Origin of the sequence: Lentibacillus jeotgali (assembly GCF_000224785.1) — a bacterium.
Classification (GTDB): domain Bacteria; phylum Bacillota; class Bacilli; order Bacillales; family Amphibacillaceae; genus Lentibacillus; species Lentibacillus jeotgali.
On sequence record NZ_AGAV01000003.1, the window covers coordinates 290,916 to 308,401 of the forward strand.

Sequence of the window (17,486 nt, forward strand, 5' to 3'; positions counted from 1 at the left end):
GTAACACTTGTCATCGACGCTTATACTAGCCATTTTAATTTTTTTAGTAACACTTATTTTGGTTATTTGGCAGCCTAAAGGGCTGAATATCGGTTGGTCTGCCATTGGCGGCGCTATCGTTGCTTTATTGGCAGGTGTAGTCGGGTTCAGCGATGTTTGGGAAGTAACAGAAATTGTGTGGAATGCAACCCTTGCATTTGTCGCTATTATACTTATTTCACTCATATTGGATGAAATCGGCCTGTTTGAATGGGCTGCACTGCATATGGCTAGAATTGCAAGCGGTAATGGAATCAAGATGTTTGTCTATATTAGTATTTTAGGTGCGATTGTAGCGGCATTTTTCGCCAATGATGGGGCAGCGCTGATATTGACACCGATTGTGCTTGCAATGGTAAGAAACCTGAATTTTAAAGAGAAGATGATCTTTCCTTTCATTATGGCCAGTGGGTTTATCGCCGATACGACTTCCTTGCCTTTTGTGGTAAGTAACCTGGTTAATATTGTATCGGCCGATTTCTTTGGCATCGGATTTGTCGAATATGCATCCCGGATGATTATTCCGAACCTTTTTGCACTAACGGCAACCATCATTGTCCTATTGATTTATTTCAGAAAAAGCATCCCCAGATCATACGAGGTTTCCAAATTAAGTGAACCTGGAGATGCCATCAAAGACATGAAGATGTTTCAGCTATCATGGTATGTGCTCGGATTATTGGTGATCGGCTATTTTGCAAGTGAGTTCATCCAACTTCCTGTTTCTATCGTGGCGGGGGTTATAGCTATCTTCTTCCTGATGATGGCACGAAACAGCAAAGCGGTGGATACAAAAGCAGTTGTCAAAGGAGCACCATGGGATATTGTGTTTTTCTCCTTAGGGATGTATGTGGTGGTATACGGATTGGGAAATGCAGGCCTTACAGATTCATTAGCAGGTGTTATCCAGGCTGCTGCTGAACAAGGTCTACTTGCAGCTACCATGGCAATGGGCTTTATCGCTGCTTTTCTGTCATCCATCATGAACAATATGCCAACCGTCATGATCGATGCTTTAGCTATTGCTGAAACAAATACTTCCGGAACGATACGGGAAGCACTCGTCTATGCCAATGTGGTTGGTTCGGACTTAGGACCGAAGATAACACCTATCGGGTCACTGGCGACTCTGGTGTGGCTGCACGTCCTTTCCCAAAAAGGGGTCAAGATTTCCTGGGGAACCTATTTTAAAATCGGGATCGCTTTAACCATACCTATTTTATTTATTACCTTATTTGGCTTGTATCTAACGTTATTGATTATATAATCGCTTTTAAACGAAAAATAATAGGTGTAATTATCCAATAAAAGGAGAATTAATATGTCCAAAAAAACAATCTATTTCCTCTGTACAGGGAATTCATGCCGAAGCCAAATGGCAGAAGGCTGGGCTAAAAAATATCTGGGAGGCGAATGGGAAGTCAGAAGTGCGGGGATTGAAGCACACGGCTTGAATCCCAATGCCGTCAAAGCCATGAAGGAAGTAGGAATTGATATTTCTGGCCAAAAGTCAGAAAAAATTGATCCGGAATATTTGAATAATGCTACGATGGCAGTGACTTTATGTGCTGACGCAGAAGAACGTTGCCCTATGACACCCTCTCATGTAAAACGGGAACATTGGGGCTTTGATGATCCTGCAAAAGCTGAAGGAACTGATGAAGAAAAATGGGCTTTTTTCCAACATGTACGAGATGAAATCGGAGACAGAGTTAAGCGTTTTGCTGAAACGGGTGAATAAATGAATAGAGAAGCCATGGGGTCATCTCAGGGCTTTTCTGTTATCCATTAGGCTCATATATATACTTATGGAGAAGAGGCATACAAGAATTTTCAGAAGGCATATACAGAGTTAAAGAATATCGAAAAGTAAACTGCTATTTTTGAATTTCTTATCCGGATGTAGGTGCAAATTATGCCACAAACGGCACTTAACCTGAATAAGGAATAGTGCCAATATCGTATATAAGGGCTAAATTCTCGAATAAAGAAGAAATAGAAAGCAGGTTAATATATATGAGTAATGATTCGATTGAATAAGATTCAAGGATGGCTTCTATCCCTTCACTCTTAATCACAGGCAGATGCTTGTGATTTTTTAATTAATTGGAAGCGAGGGATCATGGAAAAGATTTGTTTAGAATTCGAAAATATAGAACTTTCTTTTTTAGACCGAGTGGTATTAAATATCCCACGGCTTGCTGTGCATCAGTTTGACCGTATTGGAATTGTTGGGAAGAACGGGGCAGGGAAGAGCACCCTTCTTAAATTGATAAATGGCCAGATTAAGCCTGGGAAAGGTCATGTCAAACGCTTTGCTGATTTTGCGTATTTTGATCAATTAACATTACCAGCAGATAGCGAAATCGATTATGAATTAATGGGGAAGTTGACGATTCCGCAAACAAACATTGAACATTTTAGTGGCGGCGAACTAACAAGGATGAAGTTAGCCCAGATATTTTCCACCTACCATGAGGGCTTGTTAATTGACGAGCCAACAACGCATTTAGACGAAGAAGGGATAAAATTTTTTATAGATGAACTGACGTATTATTATGGTGCACTCATACTTGTCAGTCATGACCGGTATGTAATGGATCGGTTGGTGACGAAAATATGGGAAGTGGAAGATGGATGCGTAACGGAATATACAGGGAACTATTCGGATTACGTGGAACAAAAGAAACTGGAGAAAAGGCAGCAACAAGAAGCGTATGAAAAGTATGTGAAAGAAAAATCACGTCTGATGAAAGCAGCCGAGAAAAAGATGAAGAAGGCTGATAAAATTAATCAGGCAAGTGGGCAGATGTCCAAAAAAGAAGCTAAAGCAAAACCGAATACGATGTTTGCGACAAAAGAGAAAGGTTCTAGTCAAAAATCGGTACAAAGGGCAGCAAAAGCAATAGAACAGAGGGTGGAGCAATTAGAAGAAGCAGAGGCTCCAAAAGAAGAGCAAATGATTCGCTTTCACCAGTCAAACACGCTGAAATTGCATAATAAGTTTCCGATTATGGCCGATCGTCTAGCCCTGAGAGCAGGTAATAAAAACCTGCTCAAAGAATCAAGTTTTCAATTCCCTTTGGGTGAAACCATTGCCATTACAGGCAAAAATGGTTCAGGGAAAACAACCCTGCTTCATCACATATTACAGCGTGGTAAGGGGATTACCATTTCGCCCAAAGCTGTTATTGGATCCTATGAACAAATGGATTATCAATTTGAAAAAGATGAAACGGTACTTGACTACATGAAGAGTCGGAGCGATTATAAAGAAAGTAAGGTTCGGGGTGTACTTAACGCTATGAATTTCACAGGGAATGATATTAAAAAGAATGTCTGTGATTTAAGTGGCGGAGAAGCTATTCGTTTAATACTTTGTCAGTTGTTTTTAGGAAGATACAATGTGCTCGTCCTGGATGAACCGACCAATTTTTTGGATGTTTTTTGTATTGAAGCATTGGAAAGTTTTTTGAATGGATATGAAGGGACGATTCTGCTTGTTTCACATGATAGGACATTTATTAATCGTGTGGCTGATCGAATCTATTCAATCGAAGGCCAGACATTAATACTAAAAAACTAACGCAGCAAGCCAGGAGTATATATAACTGTGCAGATTGAGCGGGACAAAGGGGATGATCCCTTGTCCCGAATGTATTTAAATGAGAAGGCGTAAGGCATGATTGATACCCTGCATGAACCTTTGAAAGGGAATCAGCGGAAACTGCGCACCTATCGAAAAGAAAGCCCGCAAGGATTATCTGGCTGTTTCCAAGCAAAAGAATCCAAGACGCAAAAAGGTTCGTAAAGCCATTGACAAGCAACAATATCGGGAATTACTGGTGATACAGGAGCTAAACCGTCAGCGGCGGCACATGTATGAACATAAAAAGCATCAGATCGATCATCGCATAGTTAGTATCCATCAGCCTCATGTACGTCCGATTGTAAGTGGCAAAACCGATGCCAATGTTGAATTTGGAGCCAAAATCTCGGTAAGCATGATGAATGGCTTTGCCACGCTGGACAAGCTGTCATGGGATGCCTATCATGAAGCTGCTCACCTTCATGAGTCCGCTGAGACCTATAAAAGACGCTATGGCGTTTAGCTGGAAGCAACCCTGGCCGATCAGATTTACCGAACAAGGGAAAACCGACAATACTGCAAGGAATGCGGTATCCGGCTGAGTGGTCCTAAGCTGGGCCGACCGTCAAAAGATAAACAGAGGAATCGGCTACTGAATATCAGGACGCAGTAGAACGAAATGCGATGGAAGGCAAGCGTTCATATGGGCTTGGCCTTATTTCAGCATGCCTTCAGACAACGAGTGAAACGGTCATTTCCATCCAGTTTCTGGTCATGAACCTTGAAAAGATCCCCCGGGATACTTTTTTGCGCTTTTTGCATGTGATAACCGGAAACTTATTTTCGGACCATAATAAAAATCACCCAGGGAGGTTCACAAAAAGTTTCGTTTCTGCGTAAAGTTTTGAAGTCGCTTTTTACATTTCTCAATGTTTTTCTGGTGATCTATCCATTCTGTTATGGTGTGGCCCCGCTTTTCTAAGTTTTGGAGTTCTTCCTTTGCTTTATAGAGATCCTCTTTTAAGTAATCGATTGTTTTTTTCATTTCAGTACCCCCTTGTAACCTTCTTTCTAGCATCATTATATGTTGAAATTAATACATTATTTGAAACTTTTTATGTACATTTTCTAAGTATAGTGATACATTTGAAAACACTAGTTGTCATCTTAGATCAGTCATCAATCCTCGGGTGCTAATCAGGAATAGGTATTAGCGCTTAAACTGAATATAAGGGCCGTTTAACGGTATTCATCCTTGTGAAATCATATTGAAATGTAAAGAGGAAAGCTTAGAAATGGGGGGTTATGGGTGAAAATTTTTGATGGACATTTTCATATTATTGATTTTGATTTTCCAATTATAAAAAACCAAGGATATACACCACCGATCTATGAAGTATCAGATTACCAAATTGAAACTACCGATTTAAATATACAAGGCGGAGCAATTGTATCTGGTTCTTTCCAAGGTTTTGACCAAGATTACTTATTGAAAGCACTTAAACAAATGGGGCCAACATTTTGCGGTGTTACGCAATTGCCATCTACTGTGACGGATGATGAAATCGTGAACTTACATAACAATGGAGTGAGAGCACTACGCTTTAATATCAAACGAGGTGGTTCAGAAAAGTTATCAAAACTCGACTACTTTGCAAGGAGAGTTTACGATTTGGTTGGGTGGCACAGCGAACTTTATATTGATTCAAAAGATTTACCCGAAATTGCACCGACAATTGAAAAACTACCTGCTGTTTCAATTGACCATTTAGGGCTATCAGAAGAAGGATTAACGTATTTGTTAAAATTAGTTGATAAAGGTGTTCGTGTAAAAGCAACCGGTTTTGGGCGTATAGAGTTGAATGTTGAAAATGCTCTGAAATCCATATATGAGGCAAATCCTGATTCACTTATGTTTGGTACAGATTTGCCATCAACAAGAGCAAAAAGACCATTTGAGTATGCTGATATCGAATTGATTCAACAATTATTTGACGAACAGGCTACGGAAAAAATCTTATATACGAACGCATTAAAATGGTATTTATGAATTTTTTCCAAATATAAACGGGGGTAAGAAATATTTCGAAGTGAAACATTTGATGGTAACGCTATTATTTTTTTACGTAAAACGCTCAGAATAGATCTGAGCGTTTTTAGTGCTATTTATATTGCTAATTTACAGTTGAAAAGGATACCGGTTAGTGTGTCTTTTCCTTGGTTTTGCATTTTCCCTACTGGAACTGACCCTCGTTACGAGAAAAGTTTTCTAGCTTATATTAAGATCTGAAACGGTGCAGGAAGGTTTGAAGACGCTCATTCGTAGAGTTTTCCAATACGTCTGCCGGTGGACCTTGTTCAGCAATTACACCGTTATCAAGAAACAGGACACGGTCAGCAATGTCCCGGGCGAATTCCATTTCGTGGGTGACCAGTACCATTGCCATTTCGCCTTCTTGTGCTATGCCCCGAATAACCTCCAGCACTTCTCCGACCAATTCAGGGTCAAGTGCGGATGTTACCTCGTCAAACAGCATAACTTTTGGACGCATTACCAGTGCACGGGCCATCGCAACACGCTGCTTCTGCCCACCTGATAGCTGGCTTGGGTAATTATCAAGTTTATCGCCTAGTCCCACTTTTTCCAGCATTTCAATAGAACGCTGCTTTGCTTCTTTCTTATCCACTTTTTGCACATGTATCGGTGCTGACATACAATTATCAAGAATCGTCATGTGCGGGAATAGGTTGAAGTGCTGAAAGACCATTCCAATATCCCCGCGTACCTGTCTTAAATGTTTTTCGTCGGCAGGAACAAGCCCGCCATTTTTCTCCATATGCCATAGATTTTTTCCGTCAACAATGATATCACCTGACGTCGGTTCTTCTAGCGTCATCAGCATGCGGATGATGGTTGTTTTCCCTGACCCACTCGGGCCGATGACAGCCACTTTTTCTGCGGGCTTTATATCAAGGTCAATCCCTGTCAATACCTCTGTATCGCCAAACGATTTGTGCACATCCTGATATTGTACAATCGGTTCTGTCATTACGATGCAGCTCCTTCCTTTTCTTCTTTAAGTGGTTTACTGCCGGTCTGTTCTTTTTTATCAAAGCGTCGGTTCATTCTGCGTTCCAGTTTGTTGATCAGTATAGCGGATGGATAACTTAGTACAAGGAACAGCAAGGCGACTATTGTCAATGGTTCCAAATATCTGAAGTTTGCAGAGCCGTAAGAGTTTGCCAGATTCAATATTCCCGCAACCCCAATCGTTGATGCCAATGGAATTTCTTTGAACATAATAATCAAATAGTTTCCAAGCATTGGTATGGTTGGTGGAACAGCTTGCGGTAATATGATTTTAGTCCATTTTTGTCCGGTCGAGAAATTAAGTGCACGGGCTGCTTCCCATTGACCTTTATCGACCGCTTCAATTCCGGAGCGGTACACTTCACCAATATACGTACTGAAATGCACCCCAAGACCAAGAATAGCACTTGTGAATGGATCCAGGGCAAAACCGACGACTGGAACCATCGGCCAGGCATAGAAAATAAAAAATAACTGTACAAGAGGTGGTGTCGACCGGATAAATTCCATTATCCATCTGAACAGCCACTTTATTGGTTTTATCCGGATAGCATTCAGGAGTGTCCAGACAAACCCAAATATTAGTGCGAATACATAAGTGGCAATCGTCAGCCCTAATGTAATCCCAAGACCTTCCACAACAACCGGGAAGGCTTCAAAAAATGTATCCCATTGCCAATTTCCACTATTCATTAGCTAGCCACTCCTTTCTTTGATGCTGCTTCCATTTTTCTGGTCAGCCAGATAAGTGGCAGTGCCATTATGAAATAGAATACGAGTACCAAGAAATAGACAGTTGGTGCCTGTGACAGATTACTGCTCCGCAATATATCACCGTAATATAAAATGTCGGTCATGCCAATCAACGAAACAAGTGATGTTGCTTTAAGCATTTGTATGAGATAGTTGCCAAACTCAGGCAACATCATGCGGACAGCTTGCGGAAAAATGACAAGGCGCATGCGTTGGAAACTTGACATATTGAGAGCCGTTGCAGCTTCTGTTTGCCCTTTTGCAACAGAGAGAATCGATCCGCGTACAACTTCTGACATGTATGCACCATAGTTCAGAGCAATCGCAAGGACACCCGCGAGATAATCACTGCCCAAATCAATTCCAAATAATATCGGTAGTGCGTAAAAAAGCCAAAAGAGTTGTACAATCAAAGATGTACCACGGAACACTTCCACATAAAATGTGGTTATTATTTTAATGACCGGATTTTTGGATAAACGGCAAAAACCAGCAATAAATGCCATTAAATAACCAAGAATAATGGAACCAATCAAAACTTGAATCGTTATGCCAATTCCTTTCATCAGGGTAGGAAATATCTCAGCTATTGCATTAATAATCATCACTCCTTCAGATACGGTTGTATTCAAAAATAATAGGGTCAGACCCCCTGGGTGAGGGAGCCCGGACCCTATGGAGTCATTGCATGGATATTTAAGATGTTCTTATGTCTGGCTTAATATTTTTCACCACTGCAGATTTCTTCGGTCGAGATATCTTCCGGTGGTGCGTTGTTCTCAGGATCAAAGCCGTTCTCTTCCAGAATTTCAGCCACTGTTCCATCGTCAATCAGCTTTTGCAGTTCTTCATTATATGCTTTACGCAGCTCGTCATTATCCGGGTGGAAAGCAGCAGCACCATAGCTTGGAACACCTTCGATATCCGGCTGTTCAAAATCATCCACAAATTCAAGGCTATCGTTGCCGGCAGACTCCAGTGCCATTTTAACGGTCATTTCAGTGCCAGTTGTAGCATCAGCACGGCCTGATTCAACTGCCGAAAAAGTTGCCGGTATGTCTGAAGCTTCCTGGATTTGACTTTCTTCTACCCCCATTTGTTTTACATATGCAATTTCGGTTGCACCAGACATGATAGATACGGAGGCACCTGTCTCAGCAATATCCGAATAGCTGTGCAGGTTTTTAGGGTTACCTTTTTGAACAATCAAACCTTCCCCATATGTCATTTCCGGTTCACCAAAGTCTGCGTTTTCACAGCGGCCAGGATTAATCGCCATACCTGATGTAATAACATCAAATTTACCTGCGTTTAAACCAGGAATCAACTGGTCGTAATTGAGTATTTGGCCTTCAACATTGTCCACGCCCATTTCTGCAAATACCGCCGCCGTAATATCCGGTGAAGCACCTTTTATTTCGCCGTCTTCATTATAGCCATATGGCTTTTCGTCCGCATATCCAATCTGAACGGTTCCTGACTCTTTAATTCTCTTAAGCGCTGAATCGCCGCTTGACTCACCTTCGCTTCCGCCATTTCCGCTGCCACCGCCGCTGGCATCCTCAGATCCGCCGCCGCAAGCCGCAAGCAAAAGGACGAAAATACCGAAGATTGAAGCTAGTAATAGTTTTTTCATCTCCTAAATGACCTCCCGTAGTTTTTTAAGTAAAATCGGGTAACGTCGACCATGACGATAAGCCCGTTTACTTTTGATTCTCTGTATAAAATTGTCTGCCTATATGGGGGTAAGGCGTTAAGTATTAGTGTTCAATATCTCAGTAACATTGACAGTATGTGCTACTTTTTGACTAGATAATGAACAGTTGGAGATAGGGGGAAGGGCTTGAAAACAGTCATACTATAATAGTATAAGGATTATATAATCTATTCAAATGCGATATTTTTTGATAATTTAAAATATACCCCCAAATTTAATTAAAAGAGCCTATGCATCTTATATATACTATAATATGCTTAAAAATGGGTTATATTACTTTTATATGCTCACAATTCATTGAAATAACTGAAAATTAAGTCATCATTTGGTCGATAAAAGGACGAATAAACGAATGTCATAATATATGAGCCAGTAGCAGGAAATATGTCATGTTTAATGGGTTTTCAAAGTTGAATGAGACTAAGTAGAAATGGTTAATGTCAACTATGGACTTAAGGAGGAATTCATTTTACTTGGTGGATTCTTGATTAATAGATTGCTGCCCGTTATATGCGGGATGTATTGAAAGGCCGCGCCAATTAGCGCGACCTTGTTGTATCGAGCGGGTTTAAATTAGCTTCAATTTCTTCACGCTGACCTTCAAACAATGGCGGCAATGCCAACGATTCGCCCAGATGGTCGGTATCTTCATCAGTTGCAAATCCAGGTCCGTCTGTTGCCAGTTCGAACAGAATGCCGTTTGGCTCTCTGAAATAGAGTGATTTGAAATAGAAGCGGTCCACTAACCCGGAATTAGGGATGCGTTCGGCAACGATCCGGTCTTTCCATTTTGCCAATTCATCTTCATTCTCAACCCGGAATGCTACATGATGAACACTTCCCCGACCGGGCCGCTCTTTCGCCAGATCATTGCGAACTTCAAGATGTATTTCTGCACCTGTGCCGCCTTTCCCCGTTGAAAAGATACGAATATCATCTTGTCCATTAACAGGTGATGGGTAACTGCTTATTTCCCGAAATGTTAAAACTTCTGTCAATACTTTAACCGTTGGAGCAGGATCCTCGACTGTTAATTTTACCGGTCCAAGGCCGATAATGCCTTTGTCAGCAGGAACAGAACTGTGTTCCCACACCTTTCCCCCTTTAACCCCTGAGTTCGTTTCATCGGAAATGAGTGTCAATCGCTGGTTTTCGGGATCACGAAAATGGATGACTCGGCGTTCGCCCTGTTCTGTTATTCCATCGTGGTCAACATCATGTTCAGTCAGCCGCTTTTCCCAGTACTTCAGTGCATCATCATTTGGGACTCTAAGGGACGTTGCGGAAATGCTGCTTTTACCCGGATAGGTGTTACCTGCACGTGGAATTTCAAAAAATGTTAAATCGGTGCCGGGGTTACCGATCTCATCTGCGTAAAACAGATGATAAACCGATGGATCGTCCTGGTTAATTGTTTTTTTCACTAATCGCATCCCCAAAACGTCTGTATAGAATCGATAGTTATTGGCTGCATTTGCTGTTATGGCTGATACGTGGTGTATACCTTTTAATTCCATAGCTAAGTCAAGTCTCCTTAGTTTAATCATATTTACACTGAATTTAGATTACTTTAATTCAGTATAAATGAATTATAAATCGATTTTAATGATTAGTACAGGATATTGCCTCATTGATCAGAGTTCTCATGCTTTGGGCGGAGCCCCCGTTTCAATTGGTCAATGCTCAGCCCAAAATCCATTTGCAGGTGCGGATAATCTTTGAAATTGCTCCAGTCACCACCCCACTCGAATCCAAGTTCTTTGGCGATATCGGCCACTTCAAACCAATCTGATTCACCATTGTTATTGCCATCGTAACTTGTGTTCCAAATAATTTTGCCGTTATGATTGCGCAAAGCATAATCAACTGCAAGTCCATAGTTGTGATAGGATTCGCCGCCCTCGGCATAAGTTACAATGCTACCCTTTTTTGATCGCCCCTGTTCATATAATGCGTCCTGCTCTTCATGGCTCCTGACCGTTTCAGTAATGACAACATCGATATTTTTTTCAGCAGCCTGATCAACAAGTTTTTCTGTTTTCTCAGTGACAACCGGGTCAAGGCTTTCCGGAAGAGGTGCCTCGTTTCCCTGATCAACATAGCGGTCTGTTTTTAATTGATTATATAGGAAAAATAGCATCACCAGAAATAAAATAATGATGATCCATGCTGTGATATCTTTGCGGTTTCGTTTCAAAATTTACGGGCTCCTTGCGAATAGATTTCGTTATCATTATAACATCCTGGATTACTGACCAGTTAAAAAAATAACACCTCTCTATAACTATAATCGAACGAAATCGGTAAAGAGGGGCATGATTTCGGAAAATAATTGTCTTGAAGTTCCTGATTTCTAAATATAAGATTAACTCATGGGAGGGGTTTTATGGTGACTGTACTGATTGTCAGTCTGATTGGTTATCTGTCTGGCTGCATTCATGGCTCACAGGTAGTCGGGAAATATAAAAAAATGGATATTAAAAATACTGGCGTGAAAAACTCCGGAGCTTCTAACACAACGATATTACTGGGGTGGAAGTACGGCATTCTTGTTGCACTTATTGATATTTTTAAAGCAACATTATCGATATTGATGGTGTTATACTTATTAGAAGGTCAGGGTATAACTGGAGCGGCACAAACTTTATTGGTGTACATCAATGCATTATTTATTATTGTTGGGCATAATCACCCGGTCACTATGAAATTCAGCGGTGGTAAAGGAACGGCATCATTGATTGGTGTACTGCTTGCTATTGACTGGAAGATAGCGGTCATCGGAATTGCCATTCTGCTTTTATTCACATTGGCAACTGATTATCTTGTCGTCGGCGTTCTTTTCATGTATGTCTCCTTTCTGGTAACGACTTATCTGTCCTTTGGAATCGAACCAACAATGGTTGTTGTGCTATTATCGGTTATGAGTATTATGAAACATATGGAGAATTATAAACGTATCCTTAATAAGGAAGAGACAACGATATCAAGTATGTTTCGAAAAGAGACATAGAAGTGGAGGACAGCGATGCTAGACATTATCGTTTGGATTATTATTATTGCACTCTTTATCGCAAGTTTTGCAGGTGTTATTTTTCCGATTATTCCATCTCCGCTGGTGCTTTGGGTTGGTTTCCTGCTTTATCATTTTGTGATAAATGCGGATGAACTGACCTGGTTTTTCTGGATTGCTATGGCTGTATTGACTATTATACTGATTGTATCGGATGTCATTGCCAATAGCTATTTTGTGAAAAAATACGGCGGCAGTAAATGGGGCGAGCGCGGCGCTGCTATTGCTGTTATTATCGGATCATTTATCATACCGCCATTCGGCATCCTGATTATTCCGTTTGTCACAGTATTTCTGATTGAGTTGATGCAGGAAAGAACAATTCAGGAGGCTGTCCGCGCGTCCATTGGATCATTAATCGGATTCCTTGGCGGAGCGTTAGCAAAAGTCGTCATTCAATTGGCGATGGTTATGTGGTTTCTTATCGTTATCTTATTTTAACAGCAGAAAGGATTTTGCAGTATGAATCTACCATCACGTGCTATTACAATTGCCGGATCTGCAGCAGGGGGAAGCGCTGGTATCCAGGCGGATCTGAAAACATTTCAGGAATTGGATGTTTACGGAATGAGTGTGGTGACAGCGATCGTTGCCCGTCATCCTGAAACAGATAAAAATGTGCACCTGCAGACGATAGAAGCAATAGAAGCACAATTTGCCACAGCGATGAAACAGGTTGGCGCTGACGCACTCAAAACTGGCATGCTATTTTCCAAGGAGATTATTGAAAAAGCTGCGGATCTGATTGCCGGCTCAGATAAGAAAACGGTGGTAGTTGATCCGGTCATGGTCGGAAAACTTGATTCGAAGCTGCTTGCGGACGATGCGATCGATGTACTGAGGAAGCGGCTGGTTCCACTGGCTGATGTGATTACACCGAATGTGCCTGAAGCATCGTATCTATTGAATGGACGTGACGTGAAAACGGTAGAAGATATGAAAAAGGCAGCAGTTGACCTGCATGAACTTGGACCGCAATACGTTTTGGTAAAAGGCGGCAGATTGAAAGGCGAAGCGGTAGACGTTTTGTACGACGGCGAAACACTGACGGCATTTGAAGCACCACGGGTCGACACAGAAAATACAAGCGGAGCAGGCTGTACGTATTCGGCAGCGATCACTTCCTATATGACAAAAGGGTATTCGATGCTGGAAGCGGTTCGTCTGTCAAAAAGCTTCGTCACAACGGCAATTGAATATGGTTTTACCTATACCGATATGGTTGGTCCAACGTATCACGCGGCAGAGCGCATGAAAGGTGAAGCGCATAAGATTAAAGTAGAAAAGCTCTAATTGAGTAGATATTCAAAGAGGAGTGGGATGAATGGGGAAACGAGCGCTGATCAATGTGGATTATACGGTTGATTTTGTAGCAGATGAAGGGAAACTGACATGCGGCAAACCGGGACAGGCTATCGAGGATAATATCGTATCCATCACTAAGGATTTTATCGCTGCAGATGACTTTGTCGTTTTTGCGATTGATGCCCATGAAACGGGGGACAACTTTCACCCGGAAACAGCGCTTTTTCCGCCGCACAATATCATTGGAACACAAGGCCAGGAACTGTATGGTTCGTTAGCATCGGTCTATGCGGAAAATAAGGATAAGAGCAGTGTCCATTACTTTGATAAAACACGCTACAGTGCTTTTGCCGGTACTGATCTGGAAATTAAACTGCGTGAACGTGGTATTGACGAAATCCATCTTGTTGGCGTCTGCACCGATATTTGCGTGCTGCATACCGCTGTCGATGCCTATAACAAAGGATTCAGCATTGTTGTGCATCAGGATGCGGTTGCCAGTTTTAACGCAGCAGGACATGAGTGGGCGCTCGGTCATTTTAAAGAGACACTTGGAGCAAAATTAGTATAACTGCTGAGGAAAAGCCAGGGCGATTTCGGTGCTGGCTTTTCCGACTGATAAATTTCATGAATCGAACAAAGGGGGATGCGAAATGGCCGATATATTCAAAAAGGATACATTTGATGATTATAGAGTCAGAAAGACTGCAGCAGATGATGCAGATACGGTTGTCCGGACATTACAGGATGCAGCCGGCTGGCTGAATGATAAAGGTATTCATCAGTGGGACTTTTATCTGACAGATGAGGCAGTATCAGAAGTAAAAGAAGCGATTGAGGCGGGGACGACTTATCTGGTGACGGACAGAGACGATCATCCCGTTGCAACATTTAACCTTTCACAGAGCCAAAATGAACTTGATGCCAGTCTGTGGGGAGATCGTGGTGATGATGCCCTTTATCTGCACAGGCTGGCCATTGATAAAAACTATCGCCATCAGCAGATTGGGAGAAGGCTTCTATCATGGATACAGGAAAATAGTAAAACCGAAAGTGATGTGCTCCGCTTGGATTGTGTAGCGGACAATCCCGGGTTAAATCAATTTTATGAGAATGCGGGATTCAGCTTTTCCGGTTTTGCCGAAGCAATGGACATTCAGTTTTCCAAGTATGAAAAGCAGTTGGATGATTGATCTGGGTCAGCTGTAAATAATCATTCGACTTTATATAAGAATGCAAATCGGGCAGCAGCTGTTATTTTCATCGGTCTCCGGACTGAGTTTACGGCTCGGGCTTGACTTTAACCGCTCATCCATTTATATTTAAAAATACAATAGATGAAACGCTGATGAGGATTAGTATAGTTTGGCCGTCTTTGACAGAGAGGAAATGGCTGGTGGGAATTTCCAAAGACAGAAACTTGAACCTGCCTCTGAGTTCGCCGCCGGAAGGTTTTTGCCGGAAAATGTGCGCGGTTTTACACCGTTATGATATCAAGTGTGCAGTCTGTTCGAACGGCTGCAAACAAGGGTGGTACCACCACAGACCTCGGTCCCTTTTCAGGACGGAGGATTTTTTAATAAGGAAAGTTCTTCCATATATTTTATAAGGAGTGTTTTAATTTGGGTAAAAACAAGCAATACGTTGAAAAAATCACTGCCATGGAGGACGATTTCGCGCAATGGTACACGGACGTGGTCAAACAGGCGGAATTGGTTGATTACGGAACTGTCCGCGGAACGATGATTATCAAGCCATATGGTTTTGCCATCTGGGAAAATATCCGTGATGAACTGGACAAGCAGTTTAAGGAAACAGGCCATTCGAATGTGTACTTCCCATTGTTCATCCCGGAAAGTATGCTGCAAAAGGAAAAGGACCACATTGAAGGCTTTGCGCCCGAAGTTGCCTGGGTGACCCATGGCGGGGAGGAAGAGCTGACGGAGCGGATCTGTGTCCGGCCGACATCTGAGGTCCTGTTCGGTGAGTATTATTCGAAAAACATTCATTCCTACCGTGATTTGCCAAAGCTGTATAACCAGTGGAGTAACGTTGTCCGCTGGGAAAAAACAACCCGGCCATTCCTGCGTTCGCTGGAATTTTTGTGGCAGGAGGGGCACACATCTCATGCAACACGTGAAGATGCTGAAGCGGAGACAAATCAGATGCTGGAAATCTATGCCGATGTTTGTGAAAATTACTTGGCAATTCCGGTCTTGCGTGGGAAAAAGACTGAGAGCGAAAAATTTGCCGGAGCTCATTACACCCTAACGATTGAAAGTCTGATGCACGATGGCAAAGCATTGCAATCGGGTACATCGCATTACTTGGGAACAGGCTTTGCGGAGGCATTTGATATTCTTTATCTGGATGAGAATGGTGAGCAAAAACCGGTCCATCAGACCTCATGGGGCATGTCCACTCGGATTATGGGGGCATTGATCATGGTACACGGTGATAATCGCGGTTTGGTGATCCCGCCTCGGATTGCGCCGACACAGGCAATGATCGTTCCGGTCGCCCAGCATAAAGAAGGCGTTTTGGATAAGGCGTATGATCTGCGTGACCGCCTGCAGAATCTTGTCCGAGTTGATATTGACGGTAGTGATAAAAAACCCGGTTGGAAATTCAATGAATATGAGATGAAAGGGGTCCCTGTCCGGATTGAAATGGGCCCTAAAGATATTGAAAATGAGCAAGTGGTGCTTGTCCGTCGCGACACCGGCAATAAAGAATTTTTGCCACTGGCTGAACTGGAGGAACGGCTCCCCGCTCTGCTTGAAGAAGTGCAACAGAACTTGTATGACGGAGCTCTGGCACACCTTGAAGAAACAACGACAACTGCCGTGGATATGGACCAGTTCAAACAGGCATTGGATGAAACACCAGGGTTTATCAAGGCCATGTGGTGCGGTGATGAAGCATGCGAAGAGAAAATTAAAGAAGAAACATCTGCCACATCCCGGTGTATACCGTTTGAACAGGAGACGGTTTCGGATTCCTGCGTTTGCTGCGGCAGAGAGGCTAAAGAGATGGTATATTGGGCACGAGCATATTAAAACAAAAAGTCTGGCGCTGCTGACAGCCGCCCGATTTTTTGTTCCCGAAAGTGAAAACATCAGCCCGAAAACAACAAACGAGCCGCCCCGTCAAATGGCGGGACAGCTCTGTCAGGTTTGCAGCACCTTTTCAATATCCTGCTCAACACTTTCTGGTTTTGTCTGTGGTGCGTAGCGGTTGATGACATTCCCGTTTCGATCAACCAGGAATTTGGTGAAGTTCCATTTTATCTGTCTGGTTACAACGCCTTTTGCTTGTTCGGTTAAATAAACAAATAAAGGATGCGCATTTTCTCCTTTAACATCAATCTTGCTGAACATTGGGAAAGACACCCCGTAATTTCTTCTGCAAAAGGTAGCTATTTCGCCGTCTGAACCTGGATCTTGACTGTTGAACTGGTTACATGGGAATCCAAGTATCGTCAGTCCCTTATCTTTATATGTATCATAAAGCTTTTCCAGACCGTCAAATTGCGGTGTGAACCCGCATTCACTGGCTGTATTGACAATTAATAGCACATTTCCCTTATATTCATTCAGCGATTTTTCTTCTCCATCTATCGTTTTTGCGGAGAAATCATAAACACTAATTGAAATCGCCCTCCTTTTTTGGCAGTTAAGAAAGTATAAATACTTTCTTACTGCATAAGTGCAACTTAGGCTTTCAACCATTAAAGCTTGGCGATAAGCCAAGCTTTCTAATAAAGAATAACAACATTACCCAATTATTGTCAAAAAATTGAATCAACAATAATGGAACTTTTTAGTGATCGGGGATGTAGCAGCAGTCCGTAATACTGAAGTATCTGCTAGAGTTCATAAGGCCACAGAGAAACAGGACGCTATATTCAAAACAACAAAAA

18 protein-coding genes, 1 pseudogene and 1 other annotated feature are annotated in these 17,486 nt (G+C 42.2%); of the genes and pseudogenes, 11 read left to right on the forward strand and 8 right to left on the reverse strand.

Annotated elements, in window-relative coordinates:
- Positions 1–7: 7 nt before the first annotated feature.
- The 4 genes and pseudogenes from ON01_RS02005 to ON01_RS19790 all read left to right on the forward strand — a co-directional run.
- The gene (locus tag ON01_RS02005; protein ID WP_010529339.1) at positions 8–1,306 is read left to right on the forward strand and encodes an arsenic transporter; all 1,299 of its coding nucleotides are present in this window, start codon (positions 8–10) and stop codon (positions 1,304–1,306) included.
- Positions 1,307–1,360: 54 nt separating this feature from the next.
- Positions 1,361–1,780 carry an arsenate reductase (thioredoxin) gene (arsC, locus tag ON01_RS02010; protein WP_010529340.1) on the forward strand — a complete coding sequence of 140 codons (420 nt, stop codon included), beginning with the start codon at positions 1,361–1,363 and terminating at the stop codon, positions 1,778–1,780.
- A 381-nt stretch (positions 1,781–2,161) separates the two neighbouring features.
- Positions 2,162–3,625 (forward strand): Msr family ABC-F type ribosomal protection protein, encoded by a 1,464-nt coding sequence (locus tag ON01_RS02015; protein ID WP_010529341.1) that lies wholly within the window; start codon positions 2,162–2,164, stop codon positions 3,623–3,625.
- Between the two features lie 96 nt (positions 3,626–3,721).
- Positions 3,722–4,528: pseudogene (locus ON01_RS19790) on the forward strand (transposase); the annotation flags it as partial.
- Here the strand turns inward: ON01_RS19790 and ON01_RS19410 are convergent.
- Positions 4,503–4,673 carry a hypothetical protein gene (locus ON01_RS19410; RefSeq protein ID WP_175284917.1) on the reverse strand — a complete coding sequence of 57 codons (171 nt, stop codon included), beginning with the start codon at positions 4,671–4,673 and terminating at the stop codon, positions 4,503–4,505. The pseudogene ON01_RS19790 and the gene ON01_RS19410 sit on opposite strands and share 26 nt — an antisense overlap.
- A 264-nt stretch (positions 4,674–4,937) precedes the next feature.
- On the opposite strand from ON01_RS19410, the gene ON01_RS02025 reads away from it, so the two are divergent.
- A complete protein-coding gene (locus ON01_RS02025) occupies positions 4,938–5,678 on the forward strand; it encodes an amidohydrolase family protein (protein WP_010529344.1) in 741 nt (246 codons plus the stop codon).
- 229 nt (positions 5,679–5,907) lie between these two features.
- Here ON01_RS02025 and ehuA read toward each other — a convergent pair whose 3' ends face one another.
- The 6 genes from ehuA to ON01_RS02055 form a co-directional block, all read right to left on the reverse strand.
- Positions 5,908–6,678, reverse strand: coding sequence for an ectoine/hydroxyectoine ABC transporter ATP-binding protein EhuA (gene ehuA, locus ON01_RS02030; protein WP_010529345.1), 771 nt, complete (start codon positions 6,676–6,678; stop codon positions 5,908–5,910).
- A complete protein-coding gene (ehuD, locus tag ON01_RS02035; protein WP_010529346.1) occupies positions 6,678–7,412 on the reverse strand; it encodes an ectoine/hydroxyectoine ABC transporter permease subunit EhuD in 735 nt (244 codons plus the stop codon). Before ehuD ends, ehuA begins: the two co-directional genes overlap by 1 nt.
- On the reverse strand, positions 7,412–8,077 hold the full coding sequence (gene ehuC / locus ON01_RS02040) for an ectoine/hydroxyectoine ABC transporter permease subunit EhuC (protein WP_083838333.1): 666 nt from the start codon (positions 8,075–8,077) through the stop codon (positions 7,412–7,414). The genes ehuD and ehuC overlap by 1 nt, the downstream gene beginning before the upstream one ends.
- Positions 8,078–8,190: 113 nt before the next feature.
- Complete coding sequence (gene ehuB / locus ON01_RS02045) at positions 8,191–9,108, reverse strand: ectoine/hydroxyectoine ABC transporter substrate-binding protein EhuB (protein ID WP_010529348.1); 918 nt, start codon at positions 9,106–9,108, stop codon at positions 8,191–8,193.
- A 620-nt stretch (positions 9,109–9,728) separates the two neighbouring features.
- On the reverse strand, positions 9,729–10,706 hold the full coding sequence (locus ON01_RS02050; RefSeq protein WP_010529349.1) for a ring-cleaving dioxygenase: 978 nt from the start codon (positions 10,704–10,706) through the stop codon (positions 9,729–9,731).
- Between the two features lie 110 nt (positions 10,707–10,816).
- Positions 10,817–11,386, reverse strand: a complete 570-nt coding sequence (locus ON01_RS02055) for a M15 family metallopeptidase (RefSeq protein WP_010529350.1) — start codon at positions 11,384–11,386, stop codon at positions 10,817–10,819.
- A gap of 189 nt (positions 11,387–11,575) precedes the next feature.
- On the opposite strand from ON01_RS02055, the gene ON01_RS02060 reads away from it, so the two are divergent.
- From ON01_RS02060 to proS, 6 genes are all read left to right on the forward strand, one after another.
- On the forward strand, positions 11,576–12,199 hold the full coding sequence (locus ON01_RS02060) for a glycerol-3-phosphate acyltransferase (RefSeq protein ID WP_010529351.1): 624 nt from the start codon (positions 11,576–11,578) through the stop codon (positions 12,197–12,199).
- Between the two features lie 15 nt (positions 12,200–12,214).
- Positions 12,215–12,700, forward strand: a complete 486-nt coding sequence (locus tag ON01_RS02065) for a DUF456 domain-containing protein (protein WP_010529352.1) — start codon at positions 12,215–12,217, stop codon at positions 12,698–12,700.
- Positions 12,701–12,721: 21 nt separating this feature from the next.
- Positions 12,722–13,552 carry a bifunctional hydroxymethylpyrimidine kinase/phosphomethylpyrimidine kinase gene (thiD, locus tag ON01_RS02070; RefSeq protein WP_010529353.1) on the forward strand — a complete coding sequence of 277 codons (831 nt, stop codon included), beginning with the start codon at positions 12,722–12,724 and terminating at the stop codon, positions 13,550–13,552.
- A gap of 31 nt (positions 13,553–13,583) precedes the next feature.
- On the forward strand, positions 13,584–14,135 hold the full coding sequence (locus ON01_RS02075; protein ID WP_010529354.1) for a cysteine hydrolase family protein: 552 nt from the start codon (positions 13,584–13,586) through the stop codon (positions 14,133–14,135).
- Between the two features lie 82 nt (positions 14,136–14,217).
- Positions 14,218–14,757, forward strand: a complete 540-nt coding sequence (locus tag ON01_RS02080; RefSeq protein ID WP_010529355.1) for a GNAT family N-acetyltransferase — start codon at positions 14,218–14,220, stop codon at positions 14,755–14,757.
- A gap of 143 nt (positions 14,758–14,900) precedes the next feature.
- Positions 14,901–15,124 (forward strand) — a binding site (T-box leader).
- Positions 15,125–15,225: 101 nt separating this feature from the next.
- Complete coding sequence (proS, locus tag ON01_RS02085) at positions 15,226–16,623, forward strand: proline--tRNA ligase (protein WP_425357495.1); 1,398 nt, start codon at positions 15,226–15,228, stop codon at positions 16,621–16,623.
- Between the two features lie 111 nt (positions 16,624–16,734).
- Here the strand turns inward: proS and ON01_RS02090 are convergent, their stop codons facing one another.
- Positions 16,735–17,214, reverse strand: a complete 480-nt coding sequence (locus ON01_RS02090; RefSeq protein WP_029328950.1) for a glutathione peroxidase — start codon at positions 17,212–17,214, stop codon at positions 16,735–16,737.
- Between the last annotated feature and the right edge of the window lie 272 nt (positions 17,215–17,486).

Coding starts and splice junctions, on each gene's coding strand:
- arsC (WP_010529340.1), top strand. CDS start 1,361: ATGTCCAAAAAAACAATCTATTTCCTCTGTACAGGGAATTCATGCCGA.
- ON01_RS02015 (WP_010529341.1), top strand. CDS start 2,162: ATGGAAAAGATTTGTTTAGAATTCGAAAATATAGAACTTTCTTTTTTA.
- ON01_RS19410 (WP_175284917.1), bottom strand. CDS start 4,673: ATGAAAAAAACAATCGATTACTTAAAAGAGGATCTCTATAAAGCAAAG.
- ehuA (WP_010529345.1), bottom strand. CDS start 6,678: ATGACAGAACCGATTGTACAATATCAGGATGTGCACAAATCGTTTGGC.
- ehuD (WP_010529346.1), bottom strand. CDS start 7,412: ATGAATAGTGGAAATTGGCAATGGGATACATTTTTTGAAGCCTTCCCG.
- ehuC (WP_083838333.1), bottom strand. CDS start 8,077: ATGATTATTAATGCAATAGCTGAGATATTTCCTACCCTGATGAAAGGA.
- ehuB (WP_010529348.1), bottom strand. CDS start 9,108: ATGAAAAAACTATTACTAGCTTCAATCTTCGGTATTTTCGTCCTTTTG.
- ON01_RS02050 (WP_010529349.1), bottom strand. CDS start 10,706: ATGGAATTAAAAGGTATACACCACGTATCAGCCATAACAGCAAATGCA.
- ON01_RS02060 (WP_010529351.1), top strand. CDS start 11,576: ATGGTGACTGTACTGATTGTCAGTCTGATTGGTTATCTGTCTGGCTGC.
- ON01_RS02065 (WP_010529352.1), top strand. CDS start 12,215: ATGCTAGACATTATCGTTTGGATTATTATTATTGCACTCTTTATCGCA.
- thiD (WP_010529353.1), top strand. CDS start 12,722: ATGAATCTACCATCACGTGCTATTACAATTGCCGGATCTGCAGCAGGG.
- ON01_RS02075 (WP_010529354.1), top strand. CDS start 13,584: ATGGGGAAACGAGCGCTGATCAATGTGGATTATACGGTTGATTTTGTA.
- ON01_RS02080 (WP_010529355.1), top strand. CDS start 14,218: ATGGCCGATATATTCAAAAAGGATACATTTGATGATTATAGAGTCAGA.
- proS (WP_425357495.1), top strand. CDS start 15,226: ATGGAGGACGATTTCGCGCAATGGTACACGGACGTGGTCAAACAGGCG.